This is a genomic window from Rhodothermales bacterium (genome assembly GCA_040221055.1).
Taxonomy (GTDB): domain Bacteria; phylum Bacteroidota; class Rhodothermia; order Rhodothermales; family UBA10348; genus 1-14-0-65-60-17.
Genome location: JAVJVN010000012.1, coordinates 260,993 through 277,789, shown reverse-complemented (window position 1 = coordinate 277,789; position 16,797 = coordinate 260,993). Strand labels below are relative to the sequence as shown.

At 59.7% G+C, this 16,797-nt stretch carries 14 protein-coding genes; 6 read left to right on the top strand and 8 right to left on the bottom strand.

The features are described from left to right. Positions 1 to 210 carry a heavy-metal-associated domain-containing protein gene (locus RIE53_06930; GenBank protein MEQ9104416.1) on the bottom strand — a complete coding sequence of 70 codons (210 nt, stop codon included), beginning with the start codon at positions 208 to 210 and terminating at the stop codon, positions 1 to 3. After that, positions 207 to 2,627 (bottom strand): heavy metal translocating P-type ATPase, encoded by a 2,421-nt coding sequence (locus RIE53_06925; protein ID MEQ9104415.1) that lies wholly within the window; start codon positions 2,625 to 2,627, stop codon positions 207 to 209. Before RIE53_06925 ends, RIE53_06930 begins: the two co-directional genes overlap by 4 nt. 97 nt (positions 2,628 to 2,724) lie before the next feature. On the opposite strand from RIE53_06925, the gene RIE53_06920 reads away from it, so the two are divergent. Next, positions 2,725 to 3,750 (top strand): LacI family DNA-binding transcriptional regulator, encoded by a 1,026-nt coding sequence (locus tag RIE53_06920; GenBank protein ID MEQ9104414.1) that lies wholly within the window; start codon positions 2,725 to 2,727, stop codon positions 3,748 to 3,750. Beyond that, the gene (locus RIE53_06915) at positions 3,747 to 4,712 is read left to right on the top strand and encodes a phosphoribosylaminoimidazolesuccinocarboxamide synthase (protein ID MEQ9104413.1); all 966 of its coding nucleotides are present in this window, start codon (positions 3,747 to 3,749) and stop codon (positions 4,710 to 4,712) included. Before RIE53_06920 ends, RIE53_06915 begins: the two co-directional genes overlap by 4 nt. Here RIE53_06915 and RIE53_06910 read toward each other — a convergent pair. The 5 genes from RIE53_06910 to RIE53_06890 form a co-directional block, all read right to left on the bottom strand. Then, the gene (locus RIE53_06910; GenBank protein ID MEQ9104412.1) at positions 4,653 to 5,159 is read right to left on the bottom strand and encodes a molybdenum cofactor biosynthesis protein MoaE; all 507 of its coding nucleotides are present in this window, start codon (positions 5,157 to 5,159) and stop codon (positions 4,653 to 4,655) included. The two genes, RIE53_06915 and RIE53_06910, sit on opposite strands and share 60 nt — an antisense overlap. Continuing rightward, on the bottom strand, positions 5,156 to 5,401 hold the full coding sequence (locus tag RIE53_06905) for a MoaD/ThiS family protein (GenBank protein MEQ9104411.1): 246 nt from the start codon (positions 5,399 to 5,401) through the stop codon (positions 5,156 to 5,158). The genes RIE53_06910 and RIE53_06905 overlap by 4 nt, the downstream gene beginning before the upstream one ends. Then, positions 5,398 to 5,859, bottom strand: coding sequence for a peroxiredoxin (locus tag RIE53_06900; GenBank protein ID MEQ9104410.1), 462 nt, complete (start codon positions 5,857 to 5,859; stop codon positions 5,398 to 5,400). Before RIE53_06900 ends, RIE53_06905 begins: the two co-directional genes overlap by 4 nt. Before the next feature lie 15 nt (positions 5,860 to 5,874). Then, a complete protein-coding gene (locus RIE53_06895; GenBank protein MEQ9104409.1) occupies positions 5,875 to 7,104 on the bottom strand; it encodes an ABC transporter permease in 1,230 nt (409 codons plus the stop codon). Positions 7,105 to 7,217: 113 nt separating this feature from the next. Next, positions 7,218 to 10,094, bottom strand: a complete 2,877-nt coding sequence (locus tag RIE53_06890; GenBank protein ID MEQ9104408.1) for a GvpL/GvpF family gas vesicle protein — start codon at positions 10,092 to 10,094, stop codon at positions 7,218 to 7,220. Between the two features lie 351 nt (positions 10,095 to 10,445). On the opposite strand from RIE53_06890, the gene pruA reads away from it, so the two are divergent. From pruA to RIE53_06870, 4 genes are read left to right on the top strand one after another with little or no spacing between them, the layout of a single operon-like run. Continuing rightward, positions 10,446 to 12,065, top strand: coding sequence for an L-glutamate gamma-semialdehyde dehydrogenase (pruA, locus tag RIE53_06885; GenBank protein ID MEQ9104407.1), 1,620 nt, complete (start codon positions 10,446 to 10,448; stop codon positions 12,063 to 12,065). Next, positions 12,062 to 13,078: a dihydrodipicolinate reductase gene (locus RIE53_06880; protein ID MEQ9104406.1), complete on the top strand. Its 1,017-nt coding sequence runs from the start codon at positions 12,062 to 12,064 to the stop codon at positions 13,076 to 13,078. Before pruA ends, RIE53_06880 begins: the two co-directional genes overlap by 4 nt. Positions 13,079 to 13,086: 8 nt before the next feature. Beyond that, positions 13,087 to 13,536, top strand: a complete 450-nt coding sequence (locus RIE53_06875; protein ID MEQ9104405.1) for a hypothetical protein — start codon at positions 13,087 to 13,089, stop codon at positions 13,534 to 13,536. Further along, on the top strand, positions 13,533 to 14,450 hold the full coding sequence (locus RIE53_06870) for a GntR family transcriptional regulator (protein MEQ9104404.1): 918 nt from the start codon (positions 13,533 to 13,535) through the stop codon (positions 14,448 to 14,450). The genes RIE53_06875 and RIE53_06870 overlap by 4 nt, the downstream gene beginning before the upstream one ends. Here the strand turns inward: RIE53_06870 and RIE53_06865 are convergent. Further along, positions 14,415 to 16,796 carry an HDIG domain-containing protein gene (locus tag RIE53_06865; protein MEQ9104403.1) on the bottom strand — a complete coding sequence of 794 codons (2,382 nt, stop codon included), beginning with the start codon at positions 16,794 to 16,796 and terminating at the stop codon, positions 14,415 to 14,417. The two genes, RIE53_06870 and RIE53_06865, sit on opposite strands and share 36 nt — an antisense overlap. Position 16,797: the final 1 nt, after the last annotated feature.

Sequence of the window (16,797 nt, the reverse complement as noted above, 5' to 3'; positions counted from 1 at the left end):
CTATTCGGTGTGAACGGACGTGACCGTAAAGCCCTCCTCCGCGATGGCTGCACGGATTTCGTCGTCGGTAGCCGAGGGTTCGGCGAGAACGACCGCTTTCCCGATGGCAACGTCTTCCACTTGCACAGAGGCCAGCCCGGACAAGGCGTCCCGGACGGCGTGCACGCAGTGCCCGCAGCTCATTCCGGATATTTCAATGGTTTTTTTCATGATTCAGGGGTTCCCTCCGACCGGAACGAGCGTCCCAGGCGGAGACTGTTTGATACAACGGATACGCTGGATAGCGCCATGGCTGCCGATGCCATGATCGGACTCAGCAACCATCCTGGTCCCGGGTACAGTACCCCGGCGGCCACAGGAATGAATATGACATTGTAGATGAACGCAAAGAACAGGTTCTGACGGATGGTGCGCATGGTGCGGCGGGAGAGATCCAGCGCCTGGGCAATGCGATCAAGATCATTGCTCATGAGCGTGATGTCGCTGGCCTCCATGGCAATGTCCGTGCCACTCCGCACGGAAATCCCGATATCGGCCTGAGCCAATGCGGGAGCATCGTTGATTCCATCTCCCACCATGGCGACCACGTATCCTTCGGCCTGGAGGCGTTGTATGGCATCGGCTTTGCCACCCGGCAACAACCCGGATTCAACGTCATCCACCCCGGCGATCACCGCAGTCGCTTGTGCGCTTGCTTCATGATCGCCCGTCAGCATGACCACCCGGATGCCACGCTGCCGGAGTGCACGGATGGTGGCTGCGGCATCATCACGGATGCGATCACTGACATGAATGGCTCCGACCCATTCACGGTCCCGGGACACATGGATTTCGGCCGATGCAGCGTGCTCCGGATTGACTTCCGGTACAGCAATTCCGGCCTCGTTCAGGAAGGATCTGCTTCCGACGCGTACCTGCTGGCCGTTAACCGTTCCAATCATGCCTCGGCCGGTCACGGACGCCACCTCCGACGCCATTGGGACATGCAGTCCCGTTCGCTTGGCCTCGGCATTGACGGCTGACGCCAGGGGATGCTCGGAGTGGGCCTCGAGCGCAGCGGCCAGGGTCATCGTCCGTGCCTGTGCCTCCTCCACGGCAGTGCCGTCTTCCACTCCGGTTATACCGGTCACACGCGGACGGCCTTCGGTAATGGTGCCCGTCTTGTCCATGGCGACCACGGATACGCTTTCGGCGCGTTGCAGGGCGGCTGCATCCCGGATGAGGATACCGCGTGCGGCCGATCGTCCGGTCGCCACCACGATGGCTGTCGGTGTGGCCAGTCCCAGCGCACATGGACAGGCAATAATCAATACGGTCACTGCTCGCAGAAGGGCATGGTTGAAGGCCGGCTCGGGACCGGCGACGTACCATACCACGGCCGTGATGGCCGAGATGACCATGACCACCGGAACGAATATCGCAGCAATCCGGTCGGCCAGGTGTTGGATGGGCGCCTTGGAGGCCTGGGCTTTCTGAACGCGGTCCACGATTTGTCCCAACAGGGTGTTGGATCCCGTCCGGATGACTTCCAGCAACAATGGGCCGTTTCCATTCAGCGTACCTGCCGTTACGCGATCTCCGACGCTCCGGGTCACAGGATGGGCCTCCCCGGTCAGCATGCTCTCATCGACATGGGATGACCCTTCAATGATCCGTGCATCCACCGGTATCCGCTCTCCGGGCAGGACCCGCACGCGATCGGCCAGGACGATGTCGGCTCCATCCACCCATACATCGCCTGCGGCATCCACTCGCCGGACGCGATCCGGCTGCAACTCCATGAGGTGACGGACGGCCGCTCCTGTCTTTCCTTTGGCCCGTTCCTCCAACCATCGTCCCAGCAGGATGAGGGTCACGATGACTGCCGCCGCCTCGAAATACACGTCAGGATGGGCGGTTTCAGGGAAAAACCCCGGTACCAGCAGGGCGGCTGTGGAGTACAACCACGCCGCACCGACACCGAGCGCCACGAGCGAGTTCATGTCGGTTGCGCCGTGCCGCAATGCCGTCCACGCCCCTCTGAAGAAGGGCAAACCCGCCCAGAAAACGACCGGAGTGGCCAGCAGGAACTGGATCCAGGCATCTCCGGGGATGTGCCAGGCGCCGTGACTCATGGCAAGAACCGCAAGAGGCACGGACAATACCGCGGCCACGATCAACCGGCTGCGTAATTTTCCTTGACGGGCACTCTTCCGCCCTTCCTCCGACGCGCCGGCCGGAACGGACGAGGAACTGTCGTACCCGTCCAGGATCTCTTGCAGGTCCCGTCCGGGGAGCATACCCGGAATGTAGTGGATGACCAGACCGGCTGCATCGCCCACGGTCGTTGCTTGGACCTTGACGACTCCGTTCGTCGACAGCAAGTGTTCCCTTGCCTTGGACGCTACGTCCTCCTGATCAAAAACCGCCTCGGCAAGAGATGTCCGAACGGCATATCCGGTGCGCTCGATGACGTCCACCACGTCACGCAGATTGAGGTCACTTCCCCGCACCACGGCCTCTTCCGTGGCGTAATTCACCACGGCCCGGTCCACGCCATCCGCCTTGCCCAACTTGCGCTCTATGCGCAACGCGCACGCGGTACACGTCATACCGTCAACCGGAACCGACATTTCTGTGTGTGCCATGGACATGGCACGTCGCATGGGGCCACAGGTTCGCTGATCGTCATTTCTTCGAACTCTCCAGCGTCGCATGTTGCCCGCTTGAGGTATCTTCCCATCCATGAGCAGAGAAAAGACCAGAATCACGATTTACGATGTAGCGGAACGTGCCGGAGTGGCCATTTCCACGGTATCCCGTGTGCTGAACCAGTCTCCGGAGGTGGCCGAGCCCACACGGGCACGGGTCGAGCAGGCCATCGAGGAGCTCCAGTACCGTCCCGATCGCACCGCACGATCATTGGCCCAGCAGGAATACAACTCGTTGGCCGTGGCCCTTCCCTCGTTCACGGCGCCCTTCCAGAACGAATTGCTGAAGGGTATCCGTACGGTTCTGCGTGAGCATGCACTGGACCTGTTGATCTGCGATCTCGGATCCAGTCATCCCGAACGTGCCCTGGTGGACTTCCTCCAGCGTGGCGCGGTCCGCGGACTGCTTTTGTGCGGTGTCCCGATAACGGAATCCGTACGCAGGGAGCTGATGACCATGCACTCCCCGACCGTATTGATCGGACATGGCCACGACGCGTTCGACGGGTTCCGATGGGACGATGCCGCAGGTGCCCGTCAGGCCGTTCAACATCTGCTGCAGGAAGGGCACGAGCACGTAGCCATGATCCGTGCGAGTGGAGATGGTGAATTACAGCGGCAACGGATTTCAGGGTATCGTGCCGCACTCAGCGAACAGGGGCGCTCGGTGGATGAATCGCTCATCGTCATGGGACATGTCGGAAAGCACGGTGGTTTTTCCGAAGAGGATGGATACGACGCCATGGAGCGGCTCTTGACCGAGCGGCCGGACGTCACGGCGGTTTTTGCCAGTTCGGATGTCCAAGCCATCGGAGCCCTGGCCGCATTGAACGACCGGGGCCTTTCCGCGCCCGATGACGTGGCTCTGGTGGGATACGATGACATCAAGACCAGCAGGTACATTGGGCTCTCGTCCGTGGATCAATCCATGCAAAGAATCGGCTTTTCTGCTACAGAACGCCTGTTGGCCCGGATTTCCGGGCTGGAGCCCGGCCCTGCCCGGACCATCGTGGTTTCTCCGACCCTGAACATCCGAAGAACATCCAGGAAATCAGCATGAGGGATCTTGTCCGTGCCCAGTTGGACCATACCGTCCCGGGCACCTCGTTCACCCGGTTCGGAGCCCATTACGCGGGCAAAGTGAGGGACACGTACGCCCTTGGAGATCATCTCATCCTGGTCACGAGCGATCGGATCAGTGCATTCGATCACATCCTGCGCCAGACCATACCCTTCAAGGGCCAAGTCTTGAATCGACTGGCCGCCTGGTTCTTCGAGCAAACCTCGGACATCGTACCGAACCACCTGCTTTCGATACCGGACCCCAACGTATCCCTGGCTGTACGATGCGAACCCGTTCCTGTCGAATTCGTCGTTCGGGGCTACCTTGCCGGGCATGCCTGGCGGACCTACCGTGACGGTCACCGGGTGCTGTGCGGAAAACCACTTCCCGAGGGACTGGTCCAGAACAGCCCGCTCCCGTCCCCCATCCTCACCCCGGCCACCAAAGCCGTGGAGGGACACGATGAGGACACGACCCGTGAACTGATCCTGGCTTCAGGCATCCTCACGGCGCAGGAGTTCGATGCCCTCGAGGATATGGCCATGGCCCTGTTCCGCCGCGGGACGGAACGTGCCGCGGAGCGCGGTCTGATCCTGGTCGATACGAAATACGAATTCGGCCGCCGCCCCGATGGTGCCTTTGTTGCCATAGACGAAATCCATACCCCGGACTCGTCCCGGTATTTCCATGCCGATACGTACGCGTCACTACTGGAACGCAATGCACCGCAACGACAGCTTTCGAAGGAGTTCGTCCGGGAATGGCTGATGGATCACGACTTCCAGGGCCTCCCGGGACAACAGTTGCCGGATCTGGACGATGACTTCCGGGTGCAAGTCGCCCTCCGGTACATCGAGCTGTATGAGATCATTACCGGAAACGTCTTCGAACCCGATACCTCAGTCGATCCCATCTCCCGGATTGAGCGGAACATCGACGCCGCCCTTGCTTCCGGCTGAGTCCGTCCATCCGGTCTCGACCCACTCCGTTCCGCCATCCGCAAAGTGCTCCTTCTTCCAGATCGGCACGCGTTCCTTCAGCGCATCGATCAGGAATCGGCACGCCTCGAAGGCCTCGGCACGGTGGGCCGTTGCAACCCCGATCAGGACGCTGGTCTCCCCGACCGGTACCTCACCAATGCGGTGCCACAGGACCACTTTCAGTACAGGCCATCGCTCCGCAGCTTCTGCACCCAGCCGACGGCACTCGGCAATCGCCATCGGCACGTGGGCTTCATAGGAAAGCCGGACGGTCTCCCGTCCGCGCGTGAACCGGCGGGTCGTACCGGCAAACAGGGCAATGCCGCCTCCTTCGAGCGCTGCCAACAACGCGACCGCATCCGACGCTCCGGGGATGGTCTCTCCCACCCGGATATCCATGTCCGTGAGGTCTGCAGGCGTACTCATCCTCCACTCACCGGTGACAGCAGTGCAATCTCATCGCCATCGTGGAGGGTGGTTCCCCGTCCGGCGTAGCGATCATTCACACCGGTTCGAAGCGACGGCAGCATGATCCGGACAATCCGATGCCGGACGGCCAAGGCATCCAACAGGTCCTGCACCGTGGCTCCGTCCGCCATTTCAACCTCCTCGGAATCCAATCCCGCTTCTTCCCTTACGCGTGCGAAGTACAATACACGGACCTTCACAGGGATGCAATACTCTGCTTTATGGCATCCAGATCGGGCATCTTACCCGCATGTTCCATGATCTGGACGTGTTGCACAACGCCGTCCCTGTCAACCACGAAGGCTGCCCGTTTGGCAATCCGGTCCAGCTGCATGGGCGTGAAGTCCCGATCGTACTTCACGTCATACGCGGCACACACCTCGGCATCGTGATCACTCAGGAGTCTGAACGAGAATCCGTTCTGTTCCGCGAACGCATTCAATGTAAACGGTGAATCCGTGGAAATCCCGACCACCGTTGCATCGCCGAAACCCGCCAGGTCGTTGTTCACGTCATTCAATTCTGTGGTGCATACACTCGAAAAGGCACCAGGAAAGAACAGCAGGACAACCACTCCGCGTTGCGCGGACAACTGGAAAGGCTCTTTTTCGTGGCTGTAAAGGGTGAAATCTGGAGCCGTATCTCCGGGCTTGATCATGACGTAATGAGGCGGTTATCTGGAACGAATGGCGTTTATGGGCAGGATCCGCGAAGCATACCGTGCGGGAATCCATGCGGCTGCCGTACACAGGACAATGGTAACGAAAGATACGACGACGAAGTCTTCCACACGAAGTGCCATCGGCGCTTTGCTCATGTAATAGGCATCGGCCGGAAGCGGAATGATGCCATACTTGATTTGCAGGACCGCCAGCACGATTGCCAGAAGCGAACCGATTACGGCACCCGTGGCCCCGATCCCGAGACCGACGCGCATGAAGATGCCCGTCAGGTCCTTGCCGCGTGCGCCCATACTGCCCAGAACCCCGATTTCAACCGTCTTTTCGAGGATAAGCATGAGCAATGTTCCGATGATGTTGACGGCTGCCACGAACACGATGATGGACAATACAAGCGGGATGATGCTTTGCTGGAGTGCGACCCATGCAAACAGACTCCGGTAGATCTCGGAAATGGGACGTGCCATGGCCGGGAATGCCAACGTGGTATCGAGATCATTGGCCACGTGTTCGAAATCCGCCCCCTCCCGGACCCGCACATCAAGGCGCGTGACCTGGTCCGACCCGTAGCTGACCAGATTGCGCACCCGCTCCGCATCTGCAAATACGTAGAGCGCATCGAAGTCCGCCAGCGAGGTCTCATAGATCCCCCCCACCGTGAACTGGGCTACCCGGGGAGGGCGGGACTCCCCGGTTGAGGGAACGGAAAAAGCCGTAAGGACATCACCCGTTCGAACGTTGAGCGTCCTGGCCAGTGGAGCGCCGATAACGACCACGGGAATCCCCGATGCATTCGGGGACAATCGGGCCGAACCTTCAATGATGGAGGCATCCAGGTAATCCGGAACCTGTGTGGTGCCCCAGATGGATACGCCGTCAATGTGGGTCTTGGACGATCTAACCAATACGAACTCCTGGATGACCGGCTGCACGGTGGCTACTTGCGGATGCGCCGAAACCGTCGCCATCAAGTCCGCAACGCCTTCCAGAGGGGCATCCCTCAGGCTTTCCACCTGGATATGCGCACCGAATCCCACGATCTTGCGTGTGATCTCGTCGCTGAAACCCCGGACCACGGCCAGTGCCAGAATCAGGGTCGTCACGCCGACGGCCACTCCTCCGATTGCGATCCGGATGACCAGGCGAAGGAATTTCCGGCCCTCGGCCTGTCCCTCCGCCCCCCGGAGGTAGCGCAATGCCATATATGTGCGGAATGAGGCCATGGTGGGCGTGTTGACGATTTCCCCGGACAATGGATCCATACCTTACACAAACACACGGGGCGGCGGACTTCCGTCCGCCGCCCCGTGCTGAACAAACCCGCCCCGAGCAATGCTCAGGCAGGGATTTCCTGGGATTCATCGTTGAGATGAACAAAGTGATAGGGCGCCCACGGACCGCTGACCTGGATTTCGAAACCCAAATGGCGGAACTGGTTGGCCATGTCATTGACCTCGGCATCGAAAGCGGCATCCCGGGCCGTCGAAACCAGGTAGGTGGCATTCAGGACCACCCGCTGGACATCCTTGGGACCGGCCGGCGGCGCGTTCATGAACACACTCTCGGAGGACAGATCCTGCAAGCGTGCATGAGCCTGGCCAACGACGTTCTGGATGATGGTCGCCATTTCCTGCTCGTCAGGATCCTGATTCCTGAGCTTCAATTCGTCCCGGATGAAACCGGCCACACCGCTGGACATGTCGTTCAAGGAGGCATCAATCCGCGCATCGGATTCGAGCACATGTTCACCCAGGCGGTGCAGATCCACCCGGATCCGTACGCTGAACTCCTGTTTGTTGGACAACCGTCCCAACGTTTCATGGAATACCGTGCTGTGACTGTCCAGATAGTGTTTGACGTCTTCCATCGAAGCACGGACCACGCCGAACTTGAGGGGCACGATGGATCGTGGAGCGCCTATGGCGGAAAGGACCGCCGCATGGCGCCGTACCTGTTCCTTGACCCAGGCCGCGTCGTTCATGCCTTGATCGAGCTGTTTCTTGCCGTATATGGCCGCCGGCACGGAAGAAACGATGGCACTCAGGTCACCATTGGAACAGATGTATACATCCGATCCGGTCTCAATGCCTTCCAGCCCGTCCAGGTCCTGATCGTGCAGCTCGTCCACATCCACAATGCCATAGACATAAATGTGGTCCTCATAGGCCGGTACATCCAGGACCACATCGTGGCCGTCACCTGCACGGGCAAAGATCTCGGAAACCTCCCATGACTTGGCGACCGGTGTCGGCTCAGGCTCAGGCGTGGCTACAGCCTCGGGCTCGGGTTCAGGCACCGGCGTGGCTACCGGCTCGGGCTCGGCGACCGGTGCTGCGACATGGTCGGAGATGTCCGACAGGGGCTTCCACCCGGTCTGTTGCTTGGCCACGGCATGCATGGCCTCCTGGAAAAGTGCACGTTCTTCGAGATCCGACGACTGGTTGGCCTGTTGCCCGAGGCCTCCCAGTGTATCGGCCAGGATCCGGCCGATGATCCGTTCGCGAAGAACGTTCCTTACGGACTCGAGCCGTGCATCGTCGGAGCGGACCCATTCCTGGACATCCGTTTCCATGATCGCATCGAGCGCTGATTCCGTAACACGTGCCACCAACCTGGTCTGTACCTCCTGGTGAATGGCGTTCAAATTCGGATGGTCGGACGGCACCAACGAGATCGCAGCGTCTGCGTGGGCATCGATGGACGCCAGGTCTTTCACGGCCACGGCGGCAACTTCCTGCTGGAGCCTGTCCACCATCGCGGCAGCAGCGACCATGATGGGTGACTCGTCGGTCACTTTCCCACGGGCCGCATTGCACGTACGTTCAATATCATGCAGATAGGAAACAGCCTCTTCGGAGACCTCCTGGAGCAGCATGTTCTCGAGGATGGACGCCGCGGATTGAACCTCCGAAAGCCGCTCCGGCATGCGAGTCCTGGCGTCGGAAGAGAGCTTCTCCACCTGGCTCAGACGGTCCTGTGTAATCTGGATGACGTCGCCGACAATCAGGGACAGGGTGGCCTTGACAATGCGCTGGATGGCATCGGATTCGGCCGGGATGGTGTCGGCTGCTGCCGCTGCAATCTGTTTGGTGTCGGCGAGACGTTCCTTGACAATGCGGGACACGGACTGAACAATCCTGTCGTGGGTCAGTTGGACCGCGGCCTGGACCGATTCGTGCTGGTCCGTGAACGGCAATCCGGCATCCTCGGCCATTTCGTCGGTCCGGGCAATCATTTCTTCAACATTGGTACGGACCATGCCAAGCGCCATGACCCGGACGCGTTCGGCCGCGGCCACCAGTTCCGGCTGGTCAACGTCAATCCAATCCGCAGCATCGCTGGCCACATCATCCGCATCCCCGAATGATTTGGTCGTGCGCCGAGCAATGTCCTGAAGTATGCGACCACGCAGCTGCGTGGATGCCGCCACGATGGCATCATTGTCGAATGACACCAGTTCGCGCGCCTCGCGCGCCACCTGATCCACATCATCCAGACGGGCAATGGCGACGTCGGCGGCCTTTTGTACCAGAGCGTCCCGCAGTTGGCTTGACACCTGTTCCACCAACGGCGACGCATGGTCGGTCCGTCGGCTGGCTTCGGCCTGGATCTGTTGATGAATGGCATCTTCGTCCAGGTGGGTCATGGCTGCATCGACGGCCTTGGTTACGAGCAGATCACGGACGACCTCCGTTGCCTGGGCGACCAGCGCTGATTGTGTATCCACCCGGCGTTCGGCCTCAGCGTCCATCAACGCATGGATATCCACGTCCAGACCACTCATGATGGTTGTCACCCGCGAACGCATGGCGGCCGTCGCCAGGGACTCCACATCAGATGCCGCTACCAAGCGTTCCGACTGCTCCTCAGCGACCGAGCGGGCAATGTCCTCTATGTGGGAATGCAGGACGGATCCAACCGTGTGATCCACCGCCTTCCGATAGACCTCCAGATCCACGTTCTCGATGCAGCCGTGCACCATATTGGTCAGGACGGCGTCGTCAATGCGCGTTGCGCGCTGGACCTGCTCCTGTGCGACCTGCTCTATCCGCAGTCGAAGGGGTTCGAGATCGATGGAAACAGACTGTATCTGTTCCTTGATGGCGTCGTCGCTTTCCGAGGCCAGATCTTCAACGGCCTGTTGCATGAGCGTCTGAAGCAACTGCTTCTTGACCGCCTTGCGGGCCTCGTCCATTTGGGTAGATTGATTCACGGTCGTTCGGGTTTGTTCATCCTCGGTGCATGCGAATGCTGTGCCTGATTCCGGCGCGTGGACGATTCAGACAGGATTCGTCCGAAAGGATGGCCCTGAATGCGTGAATGAGGCGTTTTTCCCTACTGAACGCATGACATAGGGCGTTCTTCCGGAGCGGACCTGCATGGGCACGTACGCCGGAAACTTGTGCACTTCGACGGAAAGAATTGCCGTATCCAAGGGTATTCCATGCCTTTGGAAGTTTGAATGAAAGGGTTCAAACGGCCCGTTTGAGTGAGTACATTGAGGTTTGATCTTTACCTGACCCGAGTACCGATGAACAACCAGATTGCCACCCCTCCATATCCCGTGAACGAGCCGGTCCGCACCTACGAGCCCGGTTCGCCGGATCGTGTCGCCTTGCGTGCCCGGTTGGCTTCCATGCGGAAGGAAACCTTTGATATTCCAGCCGTCATCGGGGGCAAGGAAATCCATACGGGAAAGACCCATGACGTCGTGGCACCGCATGACCTCGCCTTGAAATTGGGTGTGGCCCATGAGGTCGATGGCCCCGAAATCCAGTCGGCCATCGCGTCGTCCATGTCGGCCCGTGCCGACTGGGCCGGGATGCACTGGACGGATCGAGCGGCCGTCTTCCTGCGTGCCGCCGAGTTGCTTGCGGGGCCGTGGCGCGACACCATCAATGCCGCCACCATGCTCGGCCAGAGCAAGAACACTATGCAGGCGGAAATCGATGCGGCATGCGAACTCATCGATTTTTTCCGGTTCAATGTTCATTTCATGGAGCAGATCTACCAGGATCAGCCCATTTCCGACGCCGGTATCTGGAATCGGTCCCAGTATCGCGCCCTCGAGGGTTTCGTCTTTGCCGTGGCGCCGTTCAACTTCACGTCGATCTCCGGCAATCTTGCCGCGGCACCGGCCCTCATGGGCAACACGGTGCTTTGGAAACCGGCCAGCACATCCATCCTGAGCTCGTGGTACATCTACAAACTCCTTGAAGCCGCCGGTTTGCCGCCTGGGGTCATCAACATGATTCCGGGTCCTGGTCCGACGGTGGGGCAACACGTGTTCGCCAGCGAACACCTTGCTGGACTCCACTTCACCGGATCGACCGGTACGTTCCAGTTCATGTGGAAAACGATCGGTACCAATATTGCCGGCTACCGTTCGTACCCCCGGATTGTCGGTGAGACCGGTGGCAAGGACTTCATCCTCATGCACCCCAGCGCGGGCGCTGAGGAGGTCGCGACCGCCATCGTTCGCGGCGGATTCGAGTATCAGGGACAGAAGTGTTCGGCCGCATCCCGTGTCTTCATCCCCAAGTCCCGCTGGGGCGCAGTCCGGGAAAGCATGACGGCCCAGTTGGCGGAAGTCAAGATGGGACCGGTCGAGGACTTCACGAACTTCGTGAATGCCGTCATCGACCGAAAAGCCTTCGACAGCATTACGGGATACATTGATCACGCCAAGCAATCACCCGACGTGGAAATCGTGGCCGGGGGTTCTTATTCGGACAAGGAAGGCTATTTCATCGAGCCTACCGTGCTGCTCACGACGGATCCGCGCTATCGGACCATGTGTGAGGAAATCTTCGGGCCCGTCGTCACGGTTTTCGTGTATGACGACGCGAAGTTCGAAGAAACCATGACATTGATCGATACGTCGAGCCCCTACGCGCTGACCGGTGCTATCTTCGCCCGCGATCGTGCCGTCATCGCCCGTGCCACGGAGGCACTGGGAGACAACGCCGGCAATTTCTACATCAATGACAAGCCGACGGGAGCCGTAGTCGGGCAACAGCCATTCGGTGGTGCCCGTGCCTCGGGCACGAACGATAAAGCAGGTTCCTATCTGAATCTCGTGCGCTGGGTATCGGCCCGGTCCATCAAGGAAAACTTCAATCCACCCACCCATTTTGCCTATCCGTTCCATGGAGCGGATGCCGGTGACTCTCCCATCACATGAAAACGACTTATCGCGTAGTCCAGTTCGGACTCGGCCCCATCGGACTGGAATGCGTCCGGACCCTGCTTGCCAAGAGCAACGGAATTGAACTGGTCGGTGCCATCGACATCGATCCGGCGAAGGCCGGAAAAGATGTAGCCGATTTACTGGGGCTCTCCGAGCCGACTGGTGTGATTGTGCAAGCCGACGCCGCAGCGTGCCTGGCGGAAACGAAACCGGATGTCGTCGTCCATACGACGTCGTCGTTCCTCGCCTCCATGTACGACCAACTGCTCTTGTGTGCCCGTGCAGGCGCCCACGTCGTATCGTCCACGGAGGAGTTGGCGTACCCTTACCGTCGCCACCCCGCCATTTCTGCCGAATTGGACACCGTCGCCCGGGAGAATGGCGTGACGCTGCTTGGCACGGGCGTCAATCCCGGGTATGCCATGGATGCCCTCGCTCTCATGGCCACAGGCGTTTGCTCCGACGTACACCGGGTAGCCGTCCATCGCGAAGTCGATGCCGGAAAACGACGTCTGCCGCTTCAACGAAAGGTAGGCGCCGGCATCACCACCGCTGAATTCGAAGCCAAGAAAGCCACGGGACAGTTCGGCCACATCGGACTCGTTGAGTCCCTGTACATGGTCGCGGCTGGCCTCGGCTGGGAAATCGACGAGATGACGGAAGAACTGGAGCCCGTCGTTTCGGGAAGACAGGTGGTGACGCCGTTCCTCACCGTAGAACCGGGCCAGGTCGCCGGCATCCACCACCACGCACATGGCTTCGTGAACGGACAGGAGGTCCTGACCCTGGATCTGCGCATGTTTGTCGGAGCCGAAAATCCACGGGATGCTGTCAGTGTGACAGGAAACCCTCCGATTGAACTGGAAGTCAAAGGCGGTATATTCGGGGATACGGCGACCGTCGCCGCCCTGGTCAATGGCATCCCGCTGGTTGCGGATGCGGGCCCTGGACTCAAGACCGTCAAGGATGTCCCCCTTCTGAGGGCCTTTGCTACCACACCGAAATAGGGCCTGACATGAATCCCGTACGCACCATCCGGTCAAGGCGCCATCCCGACGGACGCTCCAGACCGATGGTGTTCACGGCGGCGCTTGTACGTCCTCTCGGCGTCTGCATGATGCCCGTCATGCTCATTACGTTGGCCGCCATGCTTCAGGGCAATCCTGTCCTTTCGGCCTTGTATGTCTGGTTTCCCGTGGCGTTAGCCGTCGCCGGTGCATGGACGTGGATCCGCGTCCGGGACGTGATCGTGGAAATCCATTTGACAGACGATGCCGTGGCCGTGCGGTCCTTGATGGACGCTGCCGAGCCCCAGGCCCCGTTGTCGTGGCGTCGGCTGCTGGATGCCCGTATGGAGGGAGGAACCAAACTCATCGTGACCCTTGGACACGAAGAGTTCCGCCTGTTCCGGTCGGACTGGGCGCACGCGGATGATTTGTTCACGTCCTTGCCCACGTCGCCATGATCCGGATAGATTCCCGTTCGGACGTTCCGGTCCATGTCCAGTTGGCCACCCGGATCCGCTACCTCATTGCCAATGGTGACATCCGTCAAGGGGAGCGACTTCCCGCTACACGGACCCTGGCGGGTCAACTCGGAATATCCTTCCACACCGTCAGACGGGCTTATCAGGATCTGGCCGCCGACGGTATGGTCGAATCCCGGGCCGGCAGCGGCTTCACGGTATTGGATCCGTCGCCTTTGGGCAAGTCGGATCGTATGGAGCGAGGTGCACGCATCCTTAACGACGCCTTGCAACTGCTGGTTGGTCTCGGACTGGATGAGTCGGAAATCGATTATCTGATGGAAGAGCAGAAGGCACTCCTCGAAACGGATGAGGAACAGGTGCGCGTGGTTGTGGCCGCGTCGTACCGGGAACTTGCCTTGGCCTGTGCTGAATCGGCATCCGTCCTCCTGCAGCGTACCTGTGACGGGGTCCTGCTTTCCGAATTGGATGCCCACGCCGATGCCGACTTCCTCCTGGTCCCGTTCAGGAATATGCGCTCGGCCATGTCCCGGCTGACAGGGGCCGACGTGATCGGCATTCAATACGAAATGGATGACCACGCCCTCTCCGCCATCTCGCGACTGCTGGAAAATGAGACCCTGGGACTGGTCACGCGTCATGTGGACGCCATTGGGCCGCTCACCTCGGAACTGAGGGCCTTGACCCGGTTCAGTGGACAGGTCATGGCCATGTCCGTGGAGGAAGGCGAAACCAATCTCGGTCCCCTCGTCAAATCCTGCGAATTGCTCATTTACACGGCTGGGGCGCATCGCCGAATCCGACCCTTCCTGGACCGGGCCCGATCCCACCGGATGCTGGACATCCGGTTGTCGACGTCAACCGTTGAGCGCATCCGTAATCTGGTCCGGTAAACGGCCTGGAGCGGCGCCGTCTTCCGATTCGTCACCGGGATAGCGCACACGGACGTGGTACGTTCCGAGCAGCACGGACAGGAATGACTGTTTGATGACGCGCAGATCGGCGAACGTCAATTCCGTGTCGTCCAACTGCCCATCCTCGCGTCGGGCTTCCACGATGGCCTCAATCAGATTCTCCAGGCGCTTGTGCGTCGGATTTTCCAGCGTTCGGCTGGCTGCCTCCACAGAATCGGCCAACATGAGAATGCTGGTTTCCTTGGAATTGGGCTTGGGGCCAGGATACCTGAATTCTGCTTCCGAGACTTCCGATTCACCGGCTTTCTGCCGATCAAGTGCCCGACGGTAGAAATACTCCATCCGCGTGGTCCCGTGATGCATGGGGATGAAGTCGAGCACGGCCTGGGGCAGCTTGTACTGCTTGCCCAACTCAATCCCCTCCTTGACATGCGAAGCAATGATCAGCGCACTCATTCGTGGCTTCAATGCATCGTGCGGATTTACCCCGGACCGTTGGTTTTCAACGAAATACTCGGGCTTGAGCATTTTCCCGATATCATGATAGAGTGCTCCTACACGCGTCAACAAGGCATTCGCATCTATGGCCATGGACGCCGCCTCTGCCATGTTGGCTACCTGCAAGACATGGTTGAACGTGCCCGGTGCACGAAGGCTGAGTTCCTTGAGCAACGGTCTGTTCGTGTCCGAGAGTTCAAGCAGCGTGAGATCGGTCGTGACATCGAACGCACGCTCGAAGACCCACAACAGCGGGTAGGCAAGCAACAGAAGTATGGCATTGATGGTCACAAAGAACAACTCATCCGTGAACCGGTCCAGTGGCTTGCTCACGAGCAGCAACCCTGCAGACAGCACGGCCAGGTAACCCAGGAAGACCAGGCCTGCGCTCAGGAAGAACTGACTCCTGTTCCGGATGTCCCGAACGCTGAAAATACCGAGGGTACCCGCGAAAATCGTTGCGAATGCGTAGGAAAAATCGGAGTTCAGCAGGTGCCCACCCAACAAACCGAGGGTAATCGTACCAAAGAGCGCAACCCGGGAGTCGAACATCACCGTGAGCAGGATGGACACGACCGCTACGGGTACGATGTACATATCGACGAGTGCCAACCGAAGCGCAACACCAAACAGGCCAATGATGCCCGTCATCAGCAGCGTGATGAGCAGGATCAATCGGTTGTCATCGAAAATCGGCCTGCGAAGGAAGTACAGGTAGAGGAAAAAGATCAGGAACGTGCCCAGCGTCATGATGAATTGGCCCAGCAACCGTCGCCACTGCAATTGGGCGCCTGAACGCTCACGCAATTCCGCCTCAAGCGAAAGCAGTTTACGCTGCACATCCTCCGTAATGATGTCCCCGCGTCGGACAATCACCTCGTTCTGTCGAACGATATCCTGATTCGGGATGATGAGGTTCTCCTGCTCGCTCCATCGCTCCAACGTAGCCCGTTCGTCATAGATCAGGTTCGGCTGGACAATCTGGTTGAAGACGGAAAGACCCATGGATTGCAGTTCCGAATCCGCCACGTACAGGCTCTGAAGCCGTGTCTGGATCTCCCGAAGTGCTTCGTTCCGTCCCCACACATTGCGCTTGGGTACTTCGGACTGCCGCCGGGTCAGATCACTGCGTACCGTAATTGCTTCTGATGAAACCGAATCCTTCACGACATCCAGGATGCCGGTTCCCTGCAGCTCGGTGGTCAGTCGCAGGACATCCCTCAGAAGACGCCTGTCCACGCGCTCTACCTCGGTGGTTCGGGTTCGCGTGACGAGACCCGGGACGGTCGCAACATAGGAGTCAAGGAGCCGCTGCCATTCAGCGGGCCGGAGCGAAATATCCATGTTCGACTGGACAGCCCGGAACGTCACGGAATCCTGGGTCGCGAGAGAATCCCTACCACGGAGTCTGTTGGACTGGAAGGCGGCATATGCCGTGAAAAGATCCTCGAACATCCGCTCCAGATCGGCAACTCTCGCCCGCGTCTCCTGCCCGGCGTCGGGGTTGTCCCGGAAAATCGGCGGTATTTCCGTCCGGATCCGGGCTCGTTCCGAGGCCATGGTCCGTTCCGTTTTCAGGATCGGAAATCGGAACGGTGCATGCAGATTGTCCTGACGCCAGATGTCGTCGACCTGGGCGGTGTATTCGTACACCTGTGCCCTCGGGAAAACAATCATTGCGGCGACGACCACCATGACCATGAGCCCCCCTTTGACCATCCAGTGCCGACGAACGCGCTTGCGTCCGTCCTGGTCGCCTCGTTCCAGATTGGAGCCGACGGGCTTCGAACGGGGCTTAAGGAAGGATATGAATGGGAAATCAGCCACG